Annotated in this window: 30 protein-coding genes and 1 pseudogene; 10 read left to right on the top strand and 21 right to left on the bottom strand. The window is 59.8% G+C overall.

Annotated elements, in window-relative coordinates; genetic code table 11:
- Positions 1-33: 33 nt before the first annotated feature.
- The 3 genes and pseudogenes from B9A95_RS11050 to B9A95_RS11060 all read right to left on the bottom strand — a co-directional run bounded on the left by B9A95_RS11050 (position 34) and on the right by B9A95_RS11060 (position 1,454).
- Positions 34-300, bottom strand: coding sequence for a hypothetical protein (locus B9A95_RS11050; RefSeq protein WP_084047344.1), 267 nt, complete (start codon positions 298-300; stop codon positions 34-36).
- A 298-nt stretch (positions 301-598) separates the two neighbouring features.
- Positions 599-889: pseudogene (locus B9A95_RS11055) on the bottom strand (HU family DNA-binding protein); the annotation flags it as partial.
- 118 nt (positions 890-1,007) lie between these two features.
- Positions 1,008-1,454, bottom strand: a complete 447-nt coding sequence (locus tag B9A95_RS11060; RefSeq protein WP_139806689.1) for a hypothetical protein — start codon at positions 1,452-1,454, stop codon at positions 1,008-1,010.
- A gap of 437 nt (positions 1,455-1,891) precedes the next feature.
- Here B9A95_RS11060 and B9A95_RS11065 point away from each other — a divergent pair, with 437 nt between their 5' ends.
- Both B9A95_RS11065 and nucS read left to right on the top strand, forming a co-directional pair.
- On the top strand, positions 1,892-2,113 hold the full coding sequence (locus B9A95_RS11065; RefSeq protein WP_084047348.1) for a hypothetical protein: 222 nt from the start codon (positions 1,892-1,894) through the stop codon (positions 2,111-2,113).
- The gene (gene nucS, locus B9A95_RS11070; protein WP_084047349.1) at positions 2,106-2,855 is read left to right on the top strand and encodes an endonuclease NucS; all 750 of its coding nucleotides are present in this window, start codon (positions 2,106-2,108) and stop codon (positions 2,853-2,855) included. The genes B9A95_RS11065 and nucS overlap by 8 nt, the downstream gene beginning before the upstream one ends.
- Before the next feature lie 5 nt (positions 2,856-2,860).
- Here nucS and B9A95_RS11075 read toward each other — a convergent pair whose 3' ends face one another.
- The gene (locus tag B9A95_RS11075) at positions 2,861-3,073 is read right to left on the bottom strand and encodes a hypothetical protein (RefSeq protein WP_139806690.1); all 213 of its coding nucleotides are present in this window, start codon (positions 3,071-3,073) and stop codon (positions 2,861-2,863) included.
- A 10-nt stretch (positions 3,074-3,083) separates the two neighbouring features.
- Positions 3,084-3,338, bottom strand: coding sequence for a hypothetical protein (locus B9A95_RS11080; RefSeq protein ID WP_084047732.1), 255 nt, complete (start codon positions 3,336-3,338; stop codon positions 3,084-3,086).
- A gap of 160 nt (positions 3,339-3,498) precedes the next feature.
- Between B9A95_RS11080 and B9A95_RS11085 the strand changes: the two genes are divergently transcribed.
- Both B9A95_RS11085 and B9A95_RS36220 read left to right on the top strand, forming a co-directional pair.
- Complete coding sequence (locus tag B9A95_RS11085; RefSeq protein ID WP_084047351.1) at positions 3,499-5,031, top strand: sensor domain-containing diguanylate cyclase; 1,533 nt, start codon at positions 3,499-3,501, stop codon at positions 5,029-5,031.
- Positions 4,982-5,392, top strand: coding sequence for a response regulator (locus tag B9A95_RS36220; protein WP_084047352.1), 411 nt, complete (start codon positions 4,982-4,984; stop codon positions 5,390-5,392). Before B9A95_RS11085 ends, B9A95_RS36220 begins: the two co-directional genes overlap by 50 nt.
- A gap of 375 nt (positions 5,393-5,767) precedes the next feature.
- Here the strand turns inward: B9A95_RS36220 and B9A95_RS11100 are convergent, their stop codons facing one another.
- A complete protein-coding gene (locus tag B9A95_RS11100) occupies positions 5,768-6,166 on the bottom strand; it encodes a type II secretion system protein (RefSeq protein ID WP_084047353.1) in 399 nt (132 codons plus the stop codon).
- Positions 6,167-6,673: 507 nt separating this feature from the next.
- Between B9A95_RS11100 and B9A95_RS11105 the strand changes: the two genes are divergently transcribed.
- Entirely contained in the window at positions 6,674-7,015 is a 342-nt protein-coding gene (locus B9A95_RS11105) for a response regulator (RefSeq protein WP_084047354.1), read from the top strand.
- Positions 7,016-7,141: 126 nt separating this feature from the next.
- Here the strand turns inward: B9A95_RS11105 and B9A95_RS11110 are convergent, their stop codons facing one another.
- From B9A95_RS11110 to B9A95_RS34570, 5 genes are all read right to left on the bottom strand, one after another.
- Positions 7,142-7,366, bottom strand: a complete 225-nt coding sequence (locus tag B9A95_RS11110; protein ID WP_139806691.1) for a hypothetical protein — start codon at positions 7,364-7,366, stop codon at positions 7,142-7,144.
- 578 nt (positions 7,367-7,944) lie between these two features.
- The gene (locus tag B9A95_RS33595; protein ID WP_170928593.1) at positions 7,945-8,247 is read right to left on the bottom strand and encodes a hypothetical protein; all 303 of its coding nucleotides are present in this window, start codon (positions 8,245-8,247) and stop codon (positions 7,945-7,947) included.
- Positions 8,248-9,018: 771 nt separating this feature from the next.
- A complete protein-coding gene (locus B9A95_RS32100) occupies positions 9,019-9,771 on the bottom strand; it encodes a hypothetical protein (protein ID WP_139806692.1) in 753 nt (250 codons plus the stop codon).
- Positions 9,772-10,142: 371 nt separating this feature from the next.
- The gene (locus tag B9A95_RS11115) at positions 10,143-10,574 is read right to left on the bottom strand and encodes a hypothetical protein (RefSeq protein WP_139806693.1); all 432 of its coding nucleotides are present in this window, start codon (positions 10,572-10,574) and stop codon (positions 10,143-10,145) included.
- A 227-nt stretch (positions 10,575-10,801) separates the two neighbouring features.
- Positions 10,802-11,176 (bottom strand): hypothetical protein, encoded by a 375-nt coding sequence (locus tag B9A95_RS34570; protein WP_212648310.1) that lies wholly within the window; start codon positions 11,174-11,176, stop codon positions 10,802-10,804.
- Positions 11,177-11,265: 89 nt separating this feature from the next.
- Between B9A95_RS34570 and B9A95_RS11125 the strand changes: the two genes are divergently transcribed.
- The gene (locus B9A95_RS11125) at positions 11,266-11,613 is read left to right on the top strand and encodes a VOC family protein (protein ID WP_084047357.1); all 348 of its coding nucleotides are present in this window, start codon (positions 11,266-11,268) and stop codon (positions 11,611-11,613) included.
- A gap of 208 nt (positions 11,614-11,821) precedes the next feature.
- Here the strand turns inward: B9A95_RS11125 and B9A95_RS11130 are convergent, their stop codons facing one another.
- The 8 genes from B9A95_RS11130 to B9A95_RS11160 all read right to left on the bottom strand — a co-directional run bounded on the left by B9A95_RS11130 (position 11,822) and on the right by B9A95_RS11160 (position 17,573).
- Positions 11,822-12,133 (bottom strand): ParB N-terminal domain-containing protein, encoded by a 312-nt coding sequence (locus B9A95_RS11130; RefSeq protein WP_084047358.1) that lies wholly within the window; start codon positions 12,131-12,133, stop codon positions 11,822-11,824.
- An 80-nt stretch (positions 12,134-12,213) separates the two neighbouring features.
- On the bottom strand, positions 12,214-12,447 hold the full coding sequence (locus tag B9A95_RS11135; protein ID WP_139806694.1) for a ParB N-terminal domain-containing protein: 234 nt from the start codon (positions 12,445-12,447) through the stop codon (positions 12,214-12,216).
- Positions 12,448-12,608: 161 nt separating this feature from the next.
- Positions 12,609-13,748: a S1C family serine protease gene (locus tag B9A95_RS11140; RefSeq protein ID WP_342744584.1), complete on the bottom strand. Its 1,140-nt coding sequence runs from the start codon at positions 13,746-13,748 to the stop codon at positions 12,609-12,611.
- A gap of 17 nt (positions 13,749-13,765) precedes the next feature.
- Positions 13,766-14,239, bottom strand: coding sequence for an Hsp20/alpha crystallin family protein (locus B9A95_RS11145; RefSeq protein ID WP_245808257.1), 474 nt, complete (start codon positions 14,237-14,239; stop codon positions 13,766-13,768).
- Between the two features lie 343 nt (positions 14,240-14,582).
- Positions 14,583-15,536, bottom strand: coding sequence for an IS630 family transposase (locus B9A95_RS11150; RefSeq protein WP_084047360.1), 954 nt, complete (start codon positions 15,534-15,536; stop codon positions 14,583-14,585).
- Positions 15,537-15,543: 7 nt separating this feature from the next.
- Positions 15,544-16,740, bottom strand: a complete 1,197-nt coding sequence (locus B9A95_RS11155; protein ID WP_084047361.1) for a hypothetical protein — start codon at positions 16,738-16,740, stop codon at positions 15,544-15,546.
- A complete protein-coding gene (locus B9A95_RS36225) occupies positions 16,730-16,864 on the bottom strand; it encodes a hypothetical protein (protein ID WP_281255848.1) in 135 nt (44 codons plus the stop codon). The genes B9A95_RS11155 and B9A95_RS36225 overlap by 11 nt, the downstream gene beginning before the upstream one ends.
- A 487-nt stretch (positions 16,865-17,351) precedes the next feature.
- Entirely contained in the window at positions 17,352-17,573 is a 222-nt protein-coding gene (locus tag B9A95_RS11160) for a hypothetical protein (protein WP_084047362.1), read from the bottom strand.
- Between the two features lie 848 nt (positions 17,574-18,421).
- Between B9A95_RS11160 and B9A95_RS37070 the strand changes: the two genes are divergently transcribed.
- Complete coding sequence (locus B9A95_RS37070) at positions 18,422-18,778, top strand: transposase (protein WP_084047364.1); 357 nt, start codon at positions 18,422-18,424, stop codon at positions 18,776-18,778.
- A gap of 20 nt (positions 18,779-18,798) precedes the next feature.
- On the opposite strand, the gene B9A95_RS11175 is transcribed toward B9A95_RS37070, so the two are convergent.
- Positions 18,799-21,129 carry an SBBP repeat-containing protein gene (locus B9A95_RS11175; protein WP_170928594.1) on the bottom strand — a complete coding sequence of 777 codons (2,331 nt, stop codon included), beginning with the start codon at positions 21,127-21,129 and terminating at the stop codon, positions 18,799-18,801.
- Between the two features lie 1,240 nt (positions 21,130-22,369).
- Positions 22,370-22,606 (bottom strand): hypothetical protein, encoded by a 237-nt coding sequence (locus tag B9A95_RS11190; protein ID WP_084047368.1) that lies wholly within the window; start codon positions 22,604-22,606, stop codon positions 22,370-22,372.
- Positions 22,607-22,645: 39 nt separating this feature from the next.
- Here B9A95_RS11190 and B9A95_RS11195 point away from each other — a divergent pair, with 39 nt between their 5' ends.
- From B9A95_RS11195 to B9A95_RS11205, 3 genes are all read left to right on the top strand, one after another.
- Positions 22,646-22,960 carry a type II toxin-antitoxin system HigB family toxin gene (locus B9A95_RS11195; RefSeq protein ID WP_084047369.1) on the top strand — a complete coding sequence of 105 codons (315 nt, stop codon included), beginning with the start codon at positions 22,646-22,648 and terminating at the stop codon, positions 22,958-22,960.
- 84 nt (positions 22,961-23,044) lie between these two features.
- Positions 23,045-23,443, top strand: coding sequence for a helix-turn-helix domain-containing protein (locus B9A95_RS11200; protein WP_084047370.1), 399 nt, complete (start codon positions 23,045-23,047; stop codon positions 23,441-23,443).
- Positions 23,444-23,679: 236 nt separating this feature from the next.
- Positions 23,680-24,171, top strand: a complete 492-nt coding sequence (locus tag B9A95_RS11205; protein WP_084047371.1) for a DUF2306 domain-containing protein — start codon at positions 23,680-23,682, stop codon at positions 24,169-24,171.
- The last annotated feature ends 247 nt before the right edge of the window (positions 24,172-24,418 follow it).

Genomic DNA, 24,418 nt, shown 5'->3' on the forward strand with positions numbered 1-24,418 from the left:
GAGAGCACTTGGGGACCACCCCCGAATTTGAGCTTAGGGTTGGGTCCCAGTGGGGTCCTTGGAGGGGGCGTCGGTGAGGGTACAAGCGACCTTCATTTTGCCCACGTAGCAGAACTCGGGTGCGGTGAAGTGGGCGGTTGCTTCGGGCGGCTTGACTTCGTTTGACCTGAGCATTGGGATGACGAAGCGGGCGCGGGCGGTGCTGGGTTGGTCTTGGGCGATAGGCATCGGGGCACTGGTGGCCAGAACGGAGGAGCCACTGAGGAGGAAGAAGGCGGCGAGCTTGAGAATGTTCTTCATGGTGTTCTCCTTGGGGTGATCAGTGCGAAAGAGGCTTTCGTTCCGCTCGGGGCTGCGCCCTTTGCTTGAGAAAACTGTAGAAAAGCAGTCGTGAACGACCGATGAACGGCGGTGAATCTGCGGGTGCTGCACATCCACGGGCAGGCGACTGGAAGAGCCGCGACGGTAGGTTTTCTCTCGCCCAATTGGGTTTAAGCCAGAGCAGGCTGCGGGGCATGGATCGCTCGGCCATAGGGTTGTACAGAGAGGGGAGGCCAAGGGCGCGCTGCCTGGGCCTCCCCTCGTCTTGTCCTCCGGCTCAGCCGTTGACGCTTTCCTTCAAGGTGCTGGCGACCTTGTAACTGACCTTCCTGCCGGCGGGGATCTGGATCTTCTCGGAGGTGCCAGGGCGCACGCCGGTGCGCGCGGCGGTGGCCTTCACGCTGAAGGTCCCCAGTCCGGGGAGCGTCACGTTCTGCCCCCCCTGCAGGGCCGTGAGCACCCGGTCCAGCATCGCGCTGACAGCCTGCTCACTCTGCTTCTTGGTCAGGCCGGTCTTGTCGGCCACCGTCTCCACAAGTTGAGCCTTGCCGATCTTGCCCCCCGTGCTGGCAGTAGGAGCGGCTGCGACGGCGTTTTTCGGGCTCTTTTTTCGTCATGCCTGCATCCTGCGACGTCCAGCACGCGAAAAACAAGAGCAATTGCAAGAAACTGGGCCATTGGTGGCGTTAGGAAGCGTGTGCGCCCTGCTGCTCCTGCGCTTCCAGATAAGCGTCGATCCTCGCCGCCTGCGGCTCCAGGTACTCGTACAGCGCCCACCGGAAATGCAGGGACTGATGCCCGCCCACCCGCTCCACCATCGCCACGAACTGTTCGCGCTGGGTCTTTTCCTGCCGGAAAGCCGTCTTGACCAGGCCCTCCAGTTTCTGATGCCGGTCCGCGAGGTACGTCCGAGGGTCAGGACTGTAGACGTCTCGCTCCAGATAGCCGTCAATCGCTCGCCGGACGTGATCCGTCAGCGTCCCACCACCAAGGGCGACGATGGCGTCCAGGCGTTGCCGCTCCGCTGCGTCTTGCCGGAAGGAGACCAGGACTGATCCTTCTTCCAGCAGGACCCGTGGGAGCACGCCGGGAGGCCGTTTTCTGCCCGAGGGGGAGCGAGAGTCCGTCGTCATTGCGCCGATTATTGTGCCCCGAGGGGGGGCGGGACAAACGCCCGCATGCTAGGGGGGGTCTGACGGGGGCAACTTACTCCCACTTCCATGTCTGATTAGCTGACAAAGCATAGGATACGATCTAGACTATGTTTGTCCTTAGGGACGCGCCGCATGACAACCGGGGAGTAGCACGAGAGGACCCAAAACGAGCGCAAAAGAAGCGCCCGGACTGGAACTCCGGGCGCTTCGGAAAGGGGGATTGGTACTTGTGGCTCAACAACGCAAGAATACCAAGAAACCCCGCCGGAAGCCACTGACTCCCGCACAAGTTGCTGTGATTCTCACGGCAGCGGGCGGGTTCTTTAGTGGTCTGGCGGCCCTGATTCAAGCCCTGAAGTAACGCCTCTCGCCCCCGGTTGAAAGGCGGTGTCCCTCAAGAAAGGCAGGCGAAGAACATGGGCGTAGGCACGGGCACAGGCAGAGGTGGACGGCGAGAGAATCAGACGGGACGGCCCGTCAAAGTCCCCAGCGGCGAGGGTGAAAAGACCAAAGTCACGGTGGCCGTCGGAGCCGAACTGCTGGAGCTGCTCCGCGCCCAGTATCCGGGTCTGAGCGATCAGGACACCCTGCGCGCTGGGCTCTGGGCCGCCGTCGGCCGTCCGGTCCCCCATGCTTGAGGAACACCTCGTCTCGCCCACGCCTGACGCCCTCACCACCTTCCTCCAACGTCAGATTCACAGCGGCTGCCTCGTCCAGGTGGCCGGGGAGATGGAAGTCCAGTACATGGGCCGCGCGATGAGCATGGCCGAGGCCGGACAGTACCTCGTCCTGCTCAAGGGTGACGGCAGCCTCCAGGTGCATGGGCCCAAGGGCGTGAAGCCTATGAACTGGCAGCCCAAGACGGACAGCGTGCAAGTGACCGTGGAGCGCGGGTACTGCGTGCTGCGGGCGCACCGCCGGAAGCCGGACGAGCTGGTCACGATCACGATGCTGCTCCCCACACTCGCGCAGGCCATCCGGTTGCAGGAGGCTGCCTTCGAGCTTTCCGGCTCTGAAGCGCAGATGCAGGAGACGCTCGCGCGGCATCCTGAACTGATCGAGCCAGGCTTGACGGTCCTAAACCGGGAGCTGGTCACCGCGGCGGGTGGCATTGACCTGTACGCGCGGGATCGGGAGGGACGGTTTGTGGTCGTGGAACTCAAGCGGGGGCGGGCGACGCAGGATGCGGTCTCGCAGCTCGCGCGGTATGTGGACGCGGCGCAGCGGCTGACGGGGGGCGTGGTGCGGGGGATTTTGGCGGCGCCGGAGATGACGGGGCCTGCGCGGTTGGAGTTGGAGCGGCGGGTGCTGGAGTTCGTGCAGGTGACGGCGTTGCCCGCGCTGGAGCAACAGGCGGTGCAACCGGGCTTGTTCGACTGAGGGCTCTACTTTGCCAGCCAGGCGTGCATCTCCCGCCAGCTTCCGCGTCCGTACCCGTCGTCTCCGCCGCCACGCAGCTGTCGCCATTGCCAGGCGCTCTCCTCGCGGCTCATGGTGCACCACTCGCCGCTGACGCGCTGGATGTGGTACAGCAGGCGCTCTTGCGTGCTGCGTTCCTCGCTAGGCAGGGGTCGGCCGGGGCGAAATTCGTCGGTCACGCCCGGCAAGTTACTCCGGGCAGGGGGGAGCGAACTCCACGTCGAGCCAGTACTCAGCGTCTTCGAGGTCGTGGCCCTCTGCCTCCAGCACGGTCCGCCACGCCTCCCACGCTTCGTCCCTGGCTTCTTTGTGGCAGCCGAGGTAATCAGCGAGGGCCTGACGTTCAGGAGTGCTGTCTGGCACGATCCCCAGGCGACGATCCCTCGTGTAGGCGTCGTGCAGGTGGTCGGCAATCTCCCCAGGCGTTAGGTCGGCGTAACGCATGGCAGCCAGGATACTCAAACGCAAAAAGCCCCCTCCCTGCGCCGCTTTGGTCGGTGGCGGGGAGGGGGCAAACAAGACGTCCGTGTCGTACTGCGGCAACCTAAGACGGGGAAGCGTCATCCGGTACGAGAAGTGTAAGTGAAATTTTCTACACTGTCTTATGCTCCCTGCGCCGGTCCCGCCTGATGAAGCCGAACGTCTGCTGGATCTCGCGCACTACCACATCCTCGACACCGGCCGTGAAGAAGTCTTTGACCGCGTTACCCGCCTCGCGGCCCGACTCCTCCACGTTCCCCTGGCTGCCATCAATTTTGTTGACGTCGACCGCCATTGGAGCAAATCCATGGTGGGCTACGACGCCCCTGAAGTCCCCCGCAATGCCACCTTCTGCGCCTGGACCATCCTGCAAGACACCCCCCTGGTCGTTCCGGACCTGACCCAGGATGTCCGCTTCGCTCACCACCCTGGCGTCGTCCACGAACCGCATGTACGGATGTACGCCGGTGCCCCCCTCAAAACGCCAGCCGGGCAGCGCATCGGCACCCTCTGCGTTTTGGATACCGAGGCCCGAACGCTGGGTGACGAGGACTTGAAGGCGCTCCAAGACCTCGCAGCCACGGCGATGAGTGAACTGGAGTTGCGAAACCACGTGCAGCGGTTGCAACAGCAGGTGAGCGCTCAGGCCGAACACAGCCTGGACCTTCAGCGCAGCCTGGCCCATGCACACACCCTAGAAGCCGTGCATGAACTGATGGACCTTCCCCTTTCACCCGAAGACGCGGCCCGTCAGGCAGCAGGGCTCATCGGGCAAGCGATCCATGCGGATTGGACCGGGCTCGTCATCTTCGAGGATGGTCGGCCCCACACCCAACGGGTCTACGGGGAGTCAGCGCTTCATCCCGTGTTGTTCGATCTCGCGGCGCATCTCAACGCCAGCCATACCAGCGTTACACATAGGATGGAGGGCTTAACTGAGCCGTACTACCTGGACACTTACCGGGAGCATTCCGAAGCCCTCCCCGCGGTCATCGAAGCGGGACTTCAGGCGGCAGCTTGGGTACCCCTGGGACAGTGGCAGGGAAAGACATTCCTGCTGCTCACCCTACGTGTGGGTCAGGAGCGGGAACTCCCCTGGCGTGGAAGTGACCGGACCCTGTTGGAAGCGGCGGGGCGAAGTGTCCGAGCAGCTTTTCACGCGAGGGCAGGCGTAGAGGCCGCGATACACACTGCCCGTCAGGATGCCTTAACTGGAGCATTGAACCGGCGGGCATTCGATGAGGACCTGGAACAGCATCAGGTGTTGGGAAGTGCCTTCACGCTGGCCTTGATGGATCTGGACGGCTTTAAGGCACTCAACGATACGGAAGGGCACGCACAGGGGGACAAGGTGCTGCAGCTGTTCGCGGGGGCCTTAAAAGCGGAATTGCAGGGGCAGGGCGAGGTGTACCGCCTTGGTGGTGACGAGTTCGTGTTGCTGCTGCCTGAGGCGTGGACGGCAGATGACGTGGACGAGGTCTTGGATGTGGCCGTGCCGATCGCGCAGCAGGGTTGTCTTGGCCGGATAGGGGCGAGTGTAGGCGTGGCTCGGAGTGCGGAAGTGGACGAGCGTGTGTCCCTGCCTGAACTGGCCGACGCGCGGATGTATGAGGCCAAGCGGCGACGGAAAGCGCTTAGGGCAGGCCAGGGAAGTTAGGGACGCGTTCGTTCCCTCAACGAAAAAAGCCCTCAGCGCCTCTGTCGAAACCAATGGCAGAGAAGCGCTGCAGGCCTTACGGCTCGGAACGGTTCAGGCGGAGGTGATCCTGCTGGACATCAACATGCCCGTGATGAATGGTTTCGACGTTCTTCGGGAGCTCAAACGCGACCCGCAGTTGATGACGCTCCCGGTGGTGATGCTCTCCACGTCCAGCAACAAGGGTGACGTGGACATGGCGTACACCCTACATGCCAGTTCGTACTTCGAGAAGTCGACAGATTTTGACGGGTTCATCGCGCAGATCGACGCCTTTCTGGCGTACTGGCGCCAGGCCCAGCTCGCTCCCAAGCCCGTTTAGCAAAACCCCTCCTCTTCCAGCTCCAGCACGGTGCTGCCAGGCTTCCCACGCCTCTGCCCCGGCCTCCTCGTAGCAGCCCAGGTCATCCGCGAGGGCCAGGCGTTCCTCCTCGTCCGGGCCAGCGGGGGCGAGGCGGCGGTCCTCCTGGTACGCGGCGTGCACCTGGTCAGCGATCTCCACAGCGGTCAGGTTGGCAGGGTGCATGGCGGCAGGGTAGCGTGGACACAGCGGCAGTCCGCAGAACAGGAAGCCGCATAAGCCGACGACCGCCCCCTGGCTCACGCGCTTGCTGATCCAGGCGCTGGAGCGGGAGTAGACGAAACGCGAAAAGGCCCCACCCGCCGCCAGGCAAGGTGGGGCTTGTGTCCTCTGAGATCAGGGGAGGCTCGGCATGGTGGCAGTCGCACTTTGAGCAGGCCCCTTCATGGTCTTGCCGTCCCACTGGTAGCTCACGTTGTTGCTGGAGGTGGAGTACCCGACCGTACCGTTGGCGTTCTGCTGAATCTGGCAGGCGGTCACGCTGGCGGGCAGGGCCGTCAGGTTCAGGACGTTGGCGTCCTTACACTCGGTAGAGGCGGTCAGGGTGGTTCCGCTGGCCGAGCGGTAGGCTTCGGCTGCCGTGACCGCGTTGCGCAGCATGCTGCTCGCGGCGGTGTTGTTCGCCGCCTTACGGGCGTTCAGCAGGTTGGGGATCAGCACGGCCGCCAGGATTCCGATGATGGCGATAACGATCAGCAGCTCGATGAGGGTAAAGCCCTGGGTGGTGTTCTTCATGGTGTTCTCCTGGGTGGCGCTGCGGGATAAGGGCGAGAAAGATGGTCCCTCAGGCCTTTTTATGGCTTGCAAGGCGGAGGGTCTCCCGTCCTTGCGATGCCCAAGAGAGTAAGAAGGGAATCATGTCGATTTCCTTACTGTGCTACCCCAATTCGGGGGTAGTGAACGATTTCCAGGCGTGACACGAGAAGGCCCCGCCGACTGGCAAGGGTGGGGCCTGAAAAACCCTGCGAAGCAGGGCTGTGTCTCCGACTTGACGTCGACGCAAACTCGCGCTCAACTGATCCTCCAGAGTGCAAAGCGCGGATTGCCAGTTGAATCGGAAGACCATGCCGCGCGAGGAGGGTAGGCGGTCAACAATGACCCCTCAGTCGAGGTTGCGCGACCTGAACTCCCGGGATGTCATCACCTCAAGAGATGTGTGCGGTACTCACGCTGGCACGAGTCACCTGAGCTCGGTAAATACCATAAACACTGCACATTTAGTGCGCACCCTACCATGACTGTATGCACTCCTCCACACCTGTTCAATCACTTCTATTGGTGGAGGACAACTCGGCCGACTTCCTGCTGATTAAGGAAGTCTTGAAAGACATAGATCTCGATCTCCAGTTGGATGTTCTTTCTGACGGGAAGAAAGTGCTGCCGTACCTCGACACTCACGCTTGTCCCAACCTCATGCTGATGGATATGCACATGCCGGGCATGACGGGTCTAGAAGTCCTGCACGCCCTGGCTGGCCGGCACGAAGGGCGGATCATAATGTGGAGCACGGGGTGCTCGGCAGCAGAGGTGCAGCGTGTCCTTGATGCGGGTGCGGACGGCTTCGTTCAGAAGCCAGGTACGTAGGACGCCCTGGTGGCGCTGCTCCGTACCCTCCTCAATGTTGCCGATGCGCCCGTGCTCCGGGATGAAAGCCAGGGCTAAACTCCATGCAGTACTGGGACTCCACTGTACCGAAGGGAGCAGGCACGCCTACGAGTGGATGCGGGAAGCATTCGTAGGGTCCACGTCCTCCAGCATCTTCTTGATCACTCGACTCAGTTCCATCAACGCCTGGGTCTGCTCATCGGTTGTGATCAGGTTGGGTAACTGTGCCTCCAGCTCCTCCACATACGCCAGCACTTTGGCATGGTTCAGCTGGTAAGCCAGAGTCCGAGCCTGCCGGATCGCCAGTGTCAGGAGGTCGTTCTGCGTCATGAGCGGGACGCATATGACCACGCTTTTATAGCCCTTCGGTATGAGCTGTCTATAGATGAACGCAGCGATTTTTCATCCCAGTTTCTGCCCACTGGTGGTGGCTCCCGCCGAAGAAGCCGGTGGCCAACGTATCGCCCATTGGGTTGACCTTCACGTTGCTGAGCCCGCTCGCGCTAATGGTCTGATCCAAAGGTCCTTTGACCGTTTTGTCAGGTGAGATGCGTGTCAGCTGCCCGCTTCATCTATTCTGCAACTGTCAACGTTTTTCTGGAACAAACCACTACCGCTTCTTCACCACAGCCCGGTACAGCGCCTCGAGTCCAGCCACGGAAAGGTCCTCCCCCGCCGAGAGGCAAGGTGGGCTTTTGGTCATCCCTGGAGGTGGCCTCCAAGAGGCAAGGTCTGCCACATCAGCAAAACACCTGTGAGGAGAAGGAGGGCCAGGAGCCATTTGGAGAAGGGACGGGGCACCCCTGAAGCGTAAGGAGCTCTCTCTTACACTTCTGGCACATTCTCCACTCAGAAAGGCCCCATTGCCGAGTAAGGCAAGACCTCTTTAGAGGAAGGTTGTTGGAGGGTTAGTAATAGGTATGTACCGCATCTTGTCCAGTTACGTGTACCTGGCTCTGATTCTTTAGGAAAGCACGGACCTCGGCGCGTCGTGCCTTCCCCGCCTCTGAGATGGCGTAGCATCCCAGGAGTCCTGGCGCACGGGTGATCAGACGTTCCGCGAGAAGGTACACGGGTTCCTTCGACGCAGTCCCCCGATGAACACCCTCAGGCAGGAGCAAGAGCCAGTCTTTGAGACGAATGGGACCATCTGGCATGATGGCGATCATGTAGTCCTTAGCTCGGAGTTCGCCTGGGAGTTTGCGAGTCATGCCAGAAGTTTAAGACCACCTGTTGTCCAGACACTTCACAGCCAGACGACTCAACCGGCTCTTCAGGAAGATCAGTCTCAGCCATAAATAAGACTCCAATCCACCGACTGGCAGGGGTGGGGTTCTATTTCAGGGGCTGTGGACCTGAAGTTGTGCACAGGCTGTGGATAAGGTTATAGGCAAAAAATATACCCTTGATTATGTCTTAACTGAAGGCAGTAAAACAAGCCTCACCCGCTGCGAAGCAAGGTGGGGCCGCCTCATATTGTTCGTCAGCCACGGGGCGCGAGCGAGGTAATCGGCTTCTGGGAAGCGTCGACAAGGGGAGCAGGCACGCTGTCAGGCCCAGGACGCGGCCCGTGGAACTTGGGGAGAGATGTGGCAAGCTAAGTGATGAAGCGTTTTTTTGATCTTCGCCGAAGTGGCTTACGTTGACGTCTCAATCACTTCTGGAGAGGCTCTCCCTATCAGAGCTAACGCAACTTGTCCTCGCTTGTGAAACGCGACTGCAGCGTCTCAAGTTGAAAGAGTTGGAGGAGACAAAGTGGCACCGCGACCAGGATGGACGCTCGCCACATTACGCTGCTTTGCAACGGGCAGAAGCGCTCGCGGACCTCGTTGGTGCGGTCTTTGATGACCGTTTGGCCCTGATGCTCCCTGGCACGCCCTAGAACTTTAAGCCTGGTTCCACCCCACCGAAAAAGGCCCCACCCGCCGCAAGGCAAGGTAGGGCTTTTTTCTTTACGCCGCTGTACGTGGGGCGCCCGGCACTCAAGTCCGGGGAGTGATAGGCGTAATAGGCCTTGTGGAGTTGTCGACGAGCGGTGCCAGGGGAAGAGGATTGGCCAGGGCGGTGGTGACTGCAGAGGCGATGGCGGCCGCGGCTGATGGTACAGCTGCACCTACAGCGCTCGAAATTGCCGCAGCGGACGTGGGTACCGCCTGAACGACAGCGGCAGCGATAGAAGCCGCGGCGGCAGGAACTTGTGTGGCGACCGCAGCTGCAATGGCAGCTGCAGCTGCAGGAGCAGCTTGAGCGACTTTTTGAGCGATCAGGGCAGCGGCTGCAGGGACCTGCTGAGCCACCGAGGCAGCGATCGCCGCTGCGCTCCCAGGAACAGCAAGCGCAACCTGCCCAGCAATGGCCGCTGCTGCTGTAGGGCTCGCCTTGGCCGCTGCAGTTGCAATGGCCGCGGCTTGTGCGGGAACAACCCTCGCGATGGAGCCGGCAATGGCAGCGGCAGCGTCAGGAACAGCGAGAACAGCGACTCGCGTAATTTCTGCCGCGAGTGCAGGACGTATCTGTGCGGCGCTCGCAGCGATTGCCGCAACGAGCGTGGGGTTCCGCTGAAGCAGCGAACGTAACGCGGCCTCAAATCCGGGCGTATTGGCTTGGCTGAGCAGCACCTGAATTTGTGCTCTGACGTTTGTGGGAATCGTGCTGCTCTGCTGCTGGGCAGCGGCTGGGGAGGCAAGGAGCGCTGCGGCCAGGACGAGTTTCAAAACGCTTGAGTGACTGGACATGCGGTACTTCCTCTCTCCCTTTAGGGGAGATGAGGGACATTTACTGTCCCAGACATAAGCATTGTCACGGCAGCATGATTAAAATCACGCCCTGCTCAAGTAGTATTTGACAGCATACACTAAATAAGGCCGCACTTAATCTAGTGGGATTACATTTCAACGGCATTTCTAACTTAAATTCAAATCCCTTTTATTTTAAATGCTAAGCAGGACGAATCTGATGACGTCCTCTCTCGGAAGTCCTACCGCAAAAGGCCCCACCACGCTGACTGGCAAGGGTGCGGCCGTTCTTTTGGCGCAAGTTGTCCGCGCCTCAGGACGGAACTGGAGTTCCGTAGGGGAGAGGCTACGGAACTCCAGTTCCTTTCACTCTACTTTCGCTTCACGACCGCCCGGTACAGGGCCTCTAGCCCAGCCACGGCACCAGCCTTGAGCACCGGTGCGAATGGCCGAACCCAGACGGGCAGCAGCGGCACACCGTACCGGTCGAACACCACGCCCAAGATCAGGACCACCAGGGCGTCGGCGCTCTTGCCTTTGACCAGTGGCGCCCCGTCGCCTACAGCCAGGCTCACGACTCCAGCCACCATCGTCTTGAGGGACAGGGCTTCGGGGAAGCTCAGCCGTCTGTCCCCGAGTGCGGCTTTGATCTGATCAATGCCGCCCAGCACCTGGGGAAGCAGGGGGGTGAGCAGCGCGGCCAGGGCCACGTCATCCAGTGGCGCGGGCGGTAAAGGTGGGGGTGGGGGCACGAGGTCCGGCATGCCCACGGGACGACTGGAGGGCATTGGACCTGTGGGCATGGGTACAGGCCGGCCAACAGGCATGGGGCCTGTAGGGAGCGGCACAGGCCACAGCGTGGCCGTGGGGTGACGGTTCCCGCTTTGTGGCGGGCTTCGAGGATGGCCTTCACGAGGTCAGAACCGGGGGAAGGGGTCATGGGTGCTCCTGAAAAAGGCACGGCCCCCGCGCTGGACAGGGGCCGGGGGTATTGCGGAGTGGTGGGGAATAGGAGGGAATCAAGCAGGCCTTACTTCATGCGCTCCAGCACCAGGTCCCCGTTCTGCCGACGCCAGACCTTCAGGCCCTCATAGGTCCACGGTCCACCGGGCGCGGGATATACGAGGCGCAGCTGCTCGACCAGTTCTTTATTCAGGTCTACCCCGCCGTACTTCGTGGCTTGTCCGTTCCACAGCACTTCCTTCCCGCCCCCGTCAATCAGGAGCACGCGGCCTGCCTGAGTGGATTGGGAGGCCAGGAACATGCTGGCGAGGCCGTAATACCGCTCCCGGTCGGCCAGGCCGTTGTACCCGCCGTTGATCCGTCGCGTGACCTCCCGGAAGTCGCCCTGATCGGCGTAAGCGTTCAGGCCCCGGTCCGTCCAGTAGGCTGCCGCGATCTGCAAAGCTGATGAAAAACCACATGAATGTAAGCCTAAGGTGATCTCCACATCTACTTCATTGAGGGCCGTCACCTTGGTGTTTGGAGAATGAAATGAAAACTATTCTAGCCTTCGTTACCCTTCTTACCCCAGACTATCAATCCGCACGGTCGTACTTTACTGAGGTGTTGGGATTTGAACCCACCGAAGAGCGACCAAATGCGAATGCCTTTGTCAATGCCAGCGGTGCCGGCTTAGCAATCCGTGAAGATCGTGCCCTCAACTCACCAGTCGGCTCTGGAATCACAACTTACTTTATTGTTCCAGATGTGGCGCGATACTATGATGAAGTGTCCGCACGCGGAGCAAAGATTGTAGAGCCTTTACATGACATGCCATTCGGCCGCACCTTTAGCGTGGCCACTCCAGATGGCCATCAACTGGGTTTCTACGAAGCCTGATAACAAAATATTAAAGCCTCCTCGGCCGAATCTTGTGCCAAGGAGGCGAAAGTATAGAACCAAGGTGAAATTACTGCCGCGCTAAGGACAAAAGGCTTGGCGCGGTAGTGAAGAGGTCGGCTTTGGTTGTCCGTAGTGATGTTAAGACCTACAACCCGCATAGGGTTGTGCGTGTCGTAATCGGTACAGGTTCAGACGGAGCCACTTCTCAGGACTCGTCCCCCCGACCGTTGCTGGGGGTGATGACCACGGCACCATGGGCTTCGAGCGGCGCGCCGTCCTTGCCGGTCACCTCCAGGCGGTTCTTGCCCCAGCGTTCGGGGGAGGAACGTTCGAGGTACCAGATGTCGGCCTTGAGGTTGCCCTTTGACCCGGCGAGGCGGATGCGGGCGACGGATTCGATCTCAGCGGTGCGGTTGTCGGCGATCAGGATACGCACCGCCGCCTGATCGTCCACGTTCACCCAGAAAACAGGGACCTGCGGCAGCCCCAGATGGCGGGCGGCCTGCTGGTGGGTCACTTGCCATGGGTGAGTGGTTTCCCGAGATTGGGGATATAGAAAGGAACTTTGACTGGGACAGGTTTTCGCTCTCTCATCATTCAGGGGTCTGAACGCCTACGCCCGTAACAAGTGACCCACCAGGTGTGGTTGCCCTTCAGGATGTAGCCAGTGGACTTCTGCACGACCAGGGCCCCATAGAAGCCGTTGACCTTGATGCTCTCGGCGATCACGTCCACGTTGCCGACGTTTGGATTCCGAGGATGCGGCTTGAGGTCAGAGACGGGGACGAGGACGGCCATCCCGTTCAGGATGCGCACGGCGGATGCAGTCAAGGCAAGTCACCTCCTGCTCAGGGCAAAAGAAAGCTGCCCTCCAAGTGTGGAGAGCAGGAGAGAAACGCCTATCATCGCAGCGTTTTTAGAGTTCGGCCAGATTATTCACAGATTAGGCGAACTGCGAGCGAGCGTTAATAGCCAAGCCTCTGCGCAAGTTCCTATTGAGATGTTGAACGGTCCAGCCGCACCGTGAAGCGCTGTGACTGCCCTCCTCGCAGAACTTCGAGCGTCACCGTCGAACCTATCTCCTTCCTGGCAATCGTTTGCTGAAATTCCTCAAAATGCTGGATTGAACGCCCATCTACAGCAACAATGACGTCCCCACCTCCATTCAATGAGGCCTCCGATGCACCCTGGGGCTTCAAACTGGCCTGTACCCCCGCTTGATCTGCCGGGCTCCCCGAAATCACCTCCTCAACCAGCAGGCCACGGGCGGGCAGATTCATCCGACGACGCTGCTCAGCCGTCACTTGGGTAAGGTCAACAACGCGTACACCCAGCCGCACTGGGCTCGATACAGACGGCGTCACGCCTGCGGTGAACGGCTGCTGCATACCCGCCCGCAATTCAGTGAGACTGGCAGTGGCGGCGTTGATGGGAACGGCAGCCCCTTGAGCACCGCTCGGAAATGCGACGTTCAAACGCGAACCAAACCGACCACTGACCAGGCCCACCACCTCACCAGAAGTGTTGACGAGCGGGCCCCCGCGGATTGTGGCGTTAAGGGCTGTATCTATTGTGAACTCGTCCGAGGCAGCCGCATTGCGAACGGTCACCTCTTGCGCCGTGAACCCACCCGATGGGCTTAACCCTACGGCGATGAGCTTTTGCCCAGAGGTCACCCGGGCACTGTTGCCGAGTTGCGCCGGGCGGAGCGCGCCTGAAGGTCGGCGTTCCAGCCGCAAGAGGGCCACATCGCGCTCTGCATGCAGGCCAACCACGATGGCGGGAACAGCCTCTCCGCTTCTGGTGGTCACCGTCACCCTGGCGTTCCCTTGGACCAATCGAGCGCTGGTGAGTACTTCCCGCTCGCTCAACAGAACCCCAGTTCCAGTACCGAGCCAGGGCAAGAGTGCTCCTGGGAAGGGACTCCAACCCCGGGAGCTTGGACCGGCCGTTCCAGAAGGTTGCGCCGTGGAAATGCTGACGACCGAGTTCAGCACACGGTCGAGGGCAGACTCGGTTCGTGTCGTGGAGGCGGAGGGTGCCTGCGTGGGGAGTGGGGTGGATTGCGCGTGAACTGGCCCCAGCAGGAGTGCAAACAGCAAGGAGGGCAAGACCAGGCGAAGCATAGTCATCACCTTTATCAATGCGTTCAGGCTGCTGGAGTGGAGGAACCAGCCCGTTTAATCTCAATCTTCCGCCTACGGGCTTCTGGAACCTTGGGAAGGTGCAGGTGCAGGAGGCCGCTCTCCAACTTGGCTTCAATCGCGTCGCCTGCGACTTTGACAGGGAGCGTCAGACGGTAAAAGAACTCACCGTCAGGAAGTGCCTTATACCAGTAGCGCGTACTCGCGTCCTCTGGTCCCGAGTACCGACCCCGGATCAAGATGGTGAGGTCCTCCACCTGGACGTCAAGTTCTTCTGGTTTGACGCCGGGTAAGGCGAGATCCACCATCACATGCGTCGAGGTTTCGTACATGTTCAGGAGCAAACGGGAGTGGCCTGGCAGCGAGGGGTCCGGACCCGCATTCGAGAGGTTCAAAGCGGGCCAGGGGGAGCTGATGGTGGGCATGACGTCCGGGCTCCAGGGAGTGAGGCTGTGGCTTCGGTCGGGTACAACGGTCATGATTCACCTCCAGGTGGTGTGCGTGTGGGAGGGCGTTTTGTACGCACTCCTCAAAACACCCATATAAAATATGCGCCTGGTCTTGTCAAGATCTTGCTTCTCGGGATCAATGGTTCGTGAACCAGACCTTGAAGCAACGCCCTGATCCTGTGGAAGCGTAGCCCTCAGAGGGCAGAACTTGAGTTCCGACACAGCGGTCCTGGGACAAACCAGGTGTATTACCCTGCACCCTTACGGCTGATCTGATCCCAGCAGGGCGTGCACCCAGTCCGGCTCGTCAGAAAGTTCAAACACATGGCCGCGCACCTGCTTCAACGTCTGCACTTGGGCCTTAGAGCATTTGTCATAAAGATACGGAGGGATAAGCATGTCGGAACCAGGCGTTGATGTCCTGTGCACGAACCGCCTGTAAAGCGGCTCCAATGGCAGAGATGAGGCCGTCGACTGTTCGACAAGCCTTCGCTCTGACGGCCGCCTTGACCTGAGAGAACATCAGCTCGATAGGATTAAAGTCTGGACTATAAGGCGGAAGGAACAGGATCCGACAACCCTGTGCTTCAATAAGTGTTGGAACAGACGCTCGATGATGAGACGACAGGTTATCCATAACAACGACCTGTCCTGGTTGCAGGATAGGACAAACCAAATGGCGGATGTACCATTCAAACGATGGACCGTTGACAGCACCAGTCAAAACGAATGGGACCGATGGTCCCGTAAGTTGTAGAGCACAAATCAAGGTCTGGTTGCGTCCGTGATTCCTGGGAACATAGCCATGAGCTCGCTCAGTCCTGTGCGCACGCGCGTATCCTCGTGTCATGGCGGTGTGAAAGCCACTTTCATCCAGGAACACCAGCTGTTCCGGATGAGTGAGATACGGAGCTAAGTCATTGAGAAACTGCTGTCGCCTTTCTTCACTTCGCTCGAACGCGACCAAAGTTTTTTTACGGGTGATGTGATGCTTGCGGAACACTCGATCCACAGTTTTGAAGCTGACCTTCAACCCTGTCGCTTCTTCGAGCATGCGAGCATGCTCGATCAATGTCGCGTCGTCATGCGCCTTGAGTTGTTGCAGCAGTTGCTCTTCGTGTAGGGGTGTGACCCGTGGGGGACGGCCAGAAGACCGACCCACCTCGTGCAACGTTCCCAGGCGCTGCTTTTCCAGGTAGGTATCTACGGTTTCGATGCGCATTCGGTACAACCGGGCGACCTCTTTCCGAGTCTGACCGCCTTCGACCGCCGCGACCACCCGTTCCCGCAGATCCAGACTGTACCCTCGCCCCCCAACAGCTTTCATGCTCTCATTATGACAAGTGCTCTAAGGTGCGTCGAAGCGCCTCCAGCGCAAGCGCTGCACGTGGGAATGGATCACGGATGTGCCGGCGCAACACCAGGGAATCCCGCACCCACTCATAGATCAGGGTCTGCGCGTCCGCCTTCGTCCCCGGCTTGTTCTCAAAGCGCGTCAAGAGCGCGATCAGCTGCCGCCATCCGTCTGTCCCCACCATCACGCCGGACATCCGCTCAATCTTCTCCGCGTTCGCCATGACGTGCGTGCCCCCCGTCTCGTCGTACACGGCCACAAAGTCGAACACGAAACGGTGCGTGACGGACTGGCCTTCCAGCTGTCCATCCCGGCGAGGCTGCACCTCCTGCTCGATGTAGAAGCGGCCCGCGTTCTTCCAGCGTCCCTCGCGGACTTTTTCCTTGTGCTGACGGCGCGAGGCCCTCGCGTGCAACTGGTACGCGTAGTCCGCAGTGTTCGCCTGCTCGGCCATGTCCAGTGCCGCCTGGAGGTGCCCCTGGAGGAGCAGCGTCCACACCTGTCTCCCCAGGTGGTAGCTCGCTTGACCCGCCTGCAGCATCCGCGACTCGGTGGGGTCCGCTGACGTGTCCAGCCGCGCGTGATACACCCGGTCCTCTTTCGCCTGCCCCATGACCAGCGCGTGCATGATCTGGTTGATCTCCTGCCGGGCGTCCTGATCCGGCACGTACTCGCGCAGCGTCCAGCTCTTCCTGCCCGTGCGCCCGACGACGAGCAGGGCGCGTCGCTCGCACGGGCAGACGTACGGCTGGTCCGCCCGGCTGGGGTCAATCGGCAACTCGCGGGGCTGGCAGGCCGTGGCCCCTCCCTCACGCACTGTGGTGGCGCAGCCCTTCACGGGGCAGGCTGCCGTGCGGAGGTCCATGGGGCGGGGAGCGCGCACACGCTGGGCGATCTGGAGCCGAGCCTGCCCGAGCAGGGCCTCTGGTGTCTGCCCCATGGTGCTGGCGAGGTCGCGCGCGCGGGCCTCCATCTCAGAGGTCTGGAGGGTTGGCCGGGCCCGCAGATTCGCGGCCTGCACTTCCCATTGCTGGCGGACTTCGTCCTCTTCATCCACCTCCTTCCAGTCCGCCAGGACGCCCTGAACCTGCTCCAATTCCTGCTGGGTACGCGCTTCGGCTCGCGCGTAGTTCAGGCGGACGCCGTGCTGCTCGTCGGTGAGGAGATCAGGGCTCAAGTTCGAACCCCAGGAGGCGGGCGGCGAGGTTCTTCAAGGCATCGAGTCGCCACGCCCGACTTCGAGGCTCGTCATACGCCTCGTGTCCTGTCTGGAGGTCCGCGCGCACGAGTTCGAGCAGCACGGCCTGGTGGATGGGCAGACGGGAGGCGGGAGCACGAACCCGGCGGGGGAGGAGGAGGGGAACGCGCTGGCCGGGGCCTCATGGGGTTCAGGGGCTGGCAGGTACTTCTCTCACAACAGGCCGGGCAGGTCTACGTTGGGGACTGGGGAAACAGGGGGCGAAGAAGCGTCCCCAGGGCCTGGAGGCACGTCTTGCACGATGTTCGTCCTGCTGCTGAGCGTCGCTTTCGATTCCCGGCGCTGGTGTCCAGTGGGTTTGGGCATGGGGTGCCCTCGGGGTGGGGGAAGGGGACGAGTTGACGGTCAGGCAGGAAGACGGTGGCCTGTTTGCAGTGGATGCAGCGTGCTGGCGTGTCGACGGGAAAGCTGGAGGACACGGTGAGGTCCTCGCCACAGTGCGGGCAGGGCAAGGTGAGGGGAAGGTTCACGGCACGCTCCGGCAGGGACCGACGTGCCAGGTGATAGCCGCGTGGGCTTTGCAGGACGTCCTAGCAGCCCTTCACGTGCAGGCGACGCAGGGCGCTGTGCAGCAGGGAGCGCTCTGCGGCCTCGTTCTTCACCCAGCGCTCGCGCTGGAGTTCGACGTACCAGACCTGCAGGTGTTCGGGCAATGGGTACCGAGGGTCAGGATTCCGAACGTTCTGCTCCACCCACGGCAGCAGAGCCTTCGACCGCTGCCGCGTGATGGCCAGCTCCCGGGTGCGGAACACCTGCCCACGTTGGTTGACTGAGATTTTTCAGTTTTGAAAAAGGACGTTCAGGACGGTTCCCCACCTCATATTGAGGGTATGTTCAAGGGAAATGGCCGTGCTGGACGGCTGTATTCTGCCATGCTCACCTCCCGTTGCCGCAAGCAGCATCGGGACAACCTTCAGGTTGTCCTGAGCTGCTTCCTGGAGGCGTTGGGGATCTCCCGTTTCCATGCGTCCACCGCGAGATCACCTGGGGCCATCAGCCGTTTTCTCAACCACCAGCGCTGGAGTTTGCGTCCCCTTCTTCGAGTGCTGCGTCAGCACGCCCTGGATACGTTCCACTCGTACCTGCGTGGACGCCGAGGGCGTCCACCGTTGATCGAGGTCATCGTGGATACGACATCCCTTGCGAAAGAAGGCGTGTTTGCTGAATTGGACGGTTGGATGCATACCTTGAACGGGTCCGTGGCCTGCATGTCGTGCTGCTCTACCTCTGCTGTGAAGATCTCCGCTTCCCCTGGGGGTTCAAGATCCGGCGTGACAAAGCCACATCATCTCCCTCTGACCTGTCCTTACGGCTGGTTCAGCAAGTCCCTCTCACCATCCGCTCGCGAGCCAAACAGCTGCACCTTCTTGCGGATGCCGGGTTTGGCAGTGCAACCTTCATGTCTGGAGTTCCGGAGTTGGGATTGGACTTCATCGTGGGGATGCGAGCGGATCGGCTGACTGTGGGGGGTCAGCATCTCAAAGACATCACCGCACGGCAGCGTCGCGTCTTTCTCCTGGGTCTCTCTGATCTTCCACTGTGGTTGTACTGGATATGGCTTCCCACCAGGCAAGGGGAACGGCAGGAATAACGCTTTCTTGTGTCCTCCAGGCGCAGGACTCCCAGGACAGCAAAACAAACAGGTCGACGCAGGTGGACGATCGAGGTCCTCTTCAAAACCTTGAAGAGCCGCTTTGCTTTCGGCAAATTCGGCTGGAAGACCAAACTGGGCATTCTGCGCTACCTCTGTCTGAGCCTCGGCTGTTTTCTGCTCTGTCACTTTGAGTACTTGGACCAAATCGGGTCAGGCCAAGCGGATTCCGCTTGGCCTGACTGGGGCGCTCTCGCTCGACAGGTCCGCATGAAATATGTCAGCTGGGTGCCGCTTTTCGAGTTGGAAAGGACGCGAGAACGAATTTTGGCTGTTTGGGACGAGAACCAGCGCCAGGCAGCTTAAAGTGAAACACCTCAGCGGACCTACTTCAAGATGCCGCCTGGATCGTACTTCACGATGAAAGCATCAAAGGTACCAAGGCTCCCAACCTTCTGACTGTTCGGCAAGGTGCCACCCGTGTAACCAACAGCGTAGATATTATTATTCAAGTCCACGGAAATACCGAAGCCGTCGTCGAGGCTGCTGGAGCCGAATTGTTTTAACCATTGTTGAGTTCCGCTTTGATTATATCTGGCAATAAACACATCTTCGATCTGATTGCTTACATAGCCAGGAAAATCCCCCTTCGTAAATCCAGTAATATAGGCGTTGTTGTTGGAATCAGTTGCAATCCCCATGCCATAATCAGCATACGCTGTTCCTAACTGCTTTATCCATACAGGACTGCCATTTGAGTCGTACTTAGATATGAAAATATCCTCAAGAAGTCCGGGGTTTGTGCTGCCGGGAAACGCACCATACGTATTCCCAACTGTATGGATATTGCCTGTCGAATCAATAGCGATTCCACTAGCAGATTCGGAGCGATTCGTACCATACTGCTTTACCCACAACTGGCTTCCAGATGAAGTGTATTTTGCCAGGAAAACATCACTAGATCCACTGGATGTATTATTGGGAAAAGTTCCTTCTGTATCGCCGGCCACATATATATTTTCACTTGAATCTATAGCAATATCACGAGCAGTTTCGCTCCCGGCAGCGCCAAACTGCTTCACCCAGACCTGATTCCCACTGGGGTCGTATTTCATGATAAAGGCATTTTCAGAAGTATTTCCATTGCCTGGAAAAACGCCGTTTGTATAACCAGATGTATAGATGTTTCCACCCTGATCCACCGCAACGCCAGACGTCCGTTCAGTCCCAGTTGTTCCATAATACTTAATCCACTGCTGATTACCACTCGAATCAAACTTTGCAATAAAGCACTCTGTACCCTGCCCTATGTTGCCAACGATATATACGTTTCCACCTGAATCGAGGGCAACACCGGTAGGTTCGTCATCACCAGAATGATCAAATACCTGTAAGCCAAACTGCTTTACCCATATCAGATTACCGCTCGGGCTAAACTTAGCAATAAAGGCATCTCGAGAGTACGAACCGAATGTGTTTGCAAAATTGCCATCCGTAAAGCCAGCTACATAGATGAAGCCGTTCGAATCTGTGGCGACACTTGATGCAGCATCAAAATTCATTGTACCGAACTGCCTTATCCCAAAAGGAATGGGAATGTTGACATCTACGGGTACTGTGCTCGATAAAGCGATATTTCCGCGGCCGTCTCTCGCCTCCGCCGTAAAGTTCCGGATGCCGTTATCTGTACCACTAAGGGAAACGGCAGCCGTGTAAGGTACTGTAGTGCTTGTCGTGATGCTTACTCCATCTTTCTTAAAATTAACACCAAACATCGGTGCATAACTCTGCTCAAGCTTGGATGTCAAAGTGATATTCCCAGCAGCCGTTACGCTTGAACTCGAACTGGAAAGCTCCAAACCCTGGGGAACTTTCGTAAGGATCAATCCTCGAGGGAAGTCAGTGACGGGAAGTGCCGTACGGATCGACGGGTACGATGCCGTGGCATACGGTAGGCCATTAACCATATTCGCCCTGGTGCTGCCGGGCAGCTTCCGCAGTTCAACCGCGGTCCTGTTCGTTTGAGCAACCAGCGCGGCGTCCAGTTGAACCTCCGTTTCACTTTGCTGCTCAAGGCTCTCAGTGAAACTCAATACATCGTCCGTTACCACGGCAAACGTGAGGGTCACTGACTTTACCTGACTCGATGGCGCTGTACTGTATGACAGTGCCATCGTGCCAGTCTCCCCCGCCCCAAGGGTTCCTGGTGTGGCCGTATTGACCTTACGAACGGTGAACCCGTAATCCAATACCGTGTTCGTGGATCCGAGTCGTCCAGAAGCACGGCCATCTGAGGTCAGGGTATTTGCGAGGTTCGTAGGAATCGCTTGCAGGCTGGCGAGGGAAGGATTTACCAGCGTCGTCGTTCCGTTGCTCTGCGTGCCGTGCGCAGGCAGGATGGAGCGGGCGAGCTTGGCGTCTGTGGTTTTGGTGCCGTCGTTCAGGGTGATTGCAGAGAAGGCCGTGCCGCCCAGATTGGTGGGACGATTCACGGCCACGAGCATCAGGTTATTGACCGCAACGTTGGAGTTGTTTTTTACCGAGTAGACGGTCGTGATGAAGCGTCGCGCGCGCGCGGCATCGTTCAGTGTGGTCGGACCGCTGGTGGCCGTGAAGGTGAAGTTGCTGAGCAGGTCGATGGCGGCCTGAGAGGTCAACCCATCATTGAGAGGTTGGATTTTGGTCAGTTGGCCATCACTGCTGATCGTGGCTTCCACCAGTCCAACGAGCTTCGCTTCGCTTCTGGGACCCATGGATGATGGCGTTGTGGAACAGGCGGTCAGGAGTGCGAGGTGCAGGAGGAAAAGGGGAGTCCGTCTCATGAATTCTCCTCCGTTAGCCGTTCATTAAGCGCTTGAAGGGATTGGTCAAACCGAGGTCGCCTTCGCCGGGACCAATCGGAACGGAGGGAACGGAAAGCATCAGGGTGACGCTACTCCAGGCGCCAAGGGGAATGACCTGAGGCGTGAGGTAAGGAGCCCGGACTGGGAGGTCCTGTGGCTGAGGACGAGGATCAGAGGTATGCATCCTAAAATCTTAATGTTAAGGGTTTACAAATTTCCTACGCACAAGGTGCGGCAGACTTGCTGAGCGAATATTGATCAGACCGCTCCCGACCGCATCAACGATGCATAGGGCTCGGCGGTGGTCTGCCGCGTCATTCGGCAATGAACGAGCTGCCAGAACGCAGGTAAGGTTCCCAGGCTGCTTGTCATTCGGAACGTTCAGTCCCGCCATCTGGTAGGCCCGCACGGCCCCTGCCACGTCTTCCAGGCCGAACAGAGAAGGGGCGTGCAGGGTCTCGCAAAGCGCACGGCCAGAGACACGGTCGCGCCCGTGCGCACGCATGAGGCCTCCGCCTCCCAGCGCTGCCGTTCCGACAACCCTGCGAGGAGCAACTCGTTTCTAAAGTTCAAGGGAAATCTCCTCTACAAATGCCAGCACCGCCCGCGCGTCCGGCACTGTGGCCACCCCCAGTTCGGTGAGTCACCGGCGAGGAACGGCAGGGCGGGCTGGATCATTCCTGGACCCGCCGCTTGTCGCTTGCGGCTGCACGACTCCTTCCGCATCCACGGGAACTGGGCGCTGCTCGTCGAACGTCTCCGCTTCCACCTTCCCGTCCTGCAGGAATTCGATACTGATGCGCACGCAGCCGTATAGATGTGTTTCGCGGTGGCGACGCCCTCCAGATTCGTGTGGACGTTGCGGTAGTTGCCGAGGACGATGCCTTGGGGAACAGTCATAGAGGACCTCCTGAGGAACGAAAGCAAGGTTGTAAACATGGTCACTGGTGGGACTTCGCCCGCTTCCGGATGGGGGGCACAGGCGCCCTGTACTCGGGGTTGCGTCGCTAACTGGGGGATTTCGGGATGCTTGGTGGCGGCAACTCCAGTGGGCTGAGGGCCACGACCACCAGGTGGGCCCGCCCATTGTGCTCAAAGGCCGTCGCGTAAGCGGTCACTCTGGGATCAGCGCCCCCTCGCGCAGCCGGCTGTGCGTCACCCGACTGAGCACGGTGTGTGGCCAGCGCTGGAGCAGCCGTACGACATATACGGGGAGATCCAGCGCCACGCGCCGCAGCAGCGCCAGGCCCGCTTTCGGTGGGTGATCCGGGTCACTCGGGTGGTACAGCAGAGGTCGGGGCTGCCCGCGCAGGGCCGCCTCCAGCCCGAGGGGGCGAATGGCCGTGGGCACCTCCTTGTCTTATTTATCGCAAAATGCTATATTCCAGGCATGCGCGTCATATCCTGGTCCACCCTGCGGGCGTTTGCGGCTGCGCATCCCGACGCCCAGAACCCTCTCAACACGTGGCATAACCTCGCCAAGAAAGGCACCTACCGCAACTTCGCAGAACTCAAAGCGACGTTTGCCAGCGCCGATCAGGTGAAAGGACATGACCTTGTGGTGTTCAATATCGGTGGCAACAAGTACCGCTTGATCGTGAACGTCACCTACGCGCAGGTGACCGAAGCAGGCCAGATGCTTGACGGCATCTTCTGGATCAAACACGTGTTCACGCACAAGCAATACGACGACTGGAAGCCCTGATATTCGCGGCGTGGGAGGTGTGACAGCCTCCCGCCCCGCAAACACAATCCACCTCGGCATTTCGTCTCACTCTTTGGAGGAAGTGTGCAAATAACCGCCATCCACACCTGGAAAGCGCTTGATCCCATTGTGCAAAGTGCGATCACCCGCATCCAGGACGAAGCGCAGTACAAGCGCGCCCTGAAGCTCGTCGAGGAACTCTGGCCGCTCGCCCAGGGCGATGACGCCGCAGCCACCCTGCTCGACCTGGTGGCCGAGCGCATCGAGGCCTACGAAGCGCAGCAGGACCCCGTCCCCGCCACCACGCCTGCCGAGGCCCTGGCGTTCCTGATGGAGCAGCACGGCCTGAAGCAGAAGGACCTCGCGCAGTTCGCGCCGCAGAGCGTGATCAGCGAGATCCTGAACGGGAAGCGCAAGGTCAGCAAGGCCATTGCCAAAGGGCTGGCCGAACGGTTTAAGGTCAGCATCGACGTTTTTCTGTGACGCTAATGGTGTTCTTTGATTCCCGCATTCTGGCGAGCAGGACGCGCAGGCGCGCTGGCTGAGAAAAGAGAACATCCCGGGCCTGAGAGGAAGGAAGTGGGATCATAGGGTCTCCTGATTGTGGGCTTCTGCTTCCGCCCTGATCGGGCCGTCTGTTCTGGATCTGGAGCGTTTCACGCTCTTGGACGGCCCAAAGTTGCACCTTCGGCTGTGTAGGCGAAAGTAAACTCCTGGTCATGTCTGCGCTTCACGCCTCGGTGGTCGGTCTTCATATCCTTGGTGCAGTTCTTGCCCTGGTAACGGGCGGCCTGGCATTGGTGTATTCGAACGGTTCTCCGGCCCACCGCCTGGTCGGAAAGCTCTACCTCCTGGGGTGGGTGTTGCTCGCCGGGCTGGGGTACGTCATTGACGCCTGGACGCCGGGACTTTCGGTCTTTAGCGGCTTTAATACACTGGGTCTGTTTCTGGTGGGCGGCGCCTTTTATGCGGTTCGCCATCGTCAACGAATCGGGCGCAACTGGCTCAGGCGCCACATGCTGTGGATGATTACCTCGTGGGTTTTGGCGTGGATCGCGATGCTGGTGCAAATGCTTCCCCGGTTCGGGGTTCCGGCCACCTCGTCTGTCTTTTACCTGGTTATCCAGCTGCCCGCGACCCTGGGCGCTTTCCTGATGCTGCGTCTGTTGCAGCGCTATACCCGTAGCCCGGCAAAATCGGCCACCTCCTGAGTGAAGAGCGAGGCCATCAAAGCATTTGCCGAACAATGTTCTCGGGACTCTACCTCCAGAGGCCACGCCAGGGTGGAGAGGGAAGCGCAGCCAGAACCCCCGTTCAAAAGACGCGGGGAGCAGTCAGAGACGCTTTGATGGCCTCGCTCTTTCTCATAACGTTTGTCTGTATGTACAGGACCTGGAGGGCACGCTGGCAGCAACGCGCGTGGTGCTGTGAAGTGCCGGGGTCCGACCTGAGGAGGTA

The organism is Deinococcus hopiensis KR-140 (genome assembly GCF_900176165.1).
GTDB lineage: Bacteria > Deinococcota > Deinococci > Deinococcales > Deinococcaceae > Deinococcus > Deinococcus hopiensis.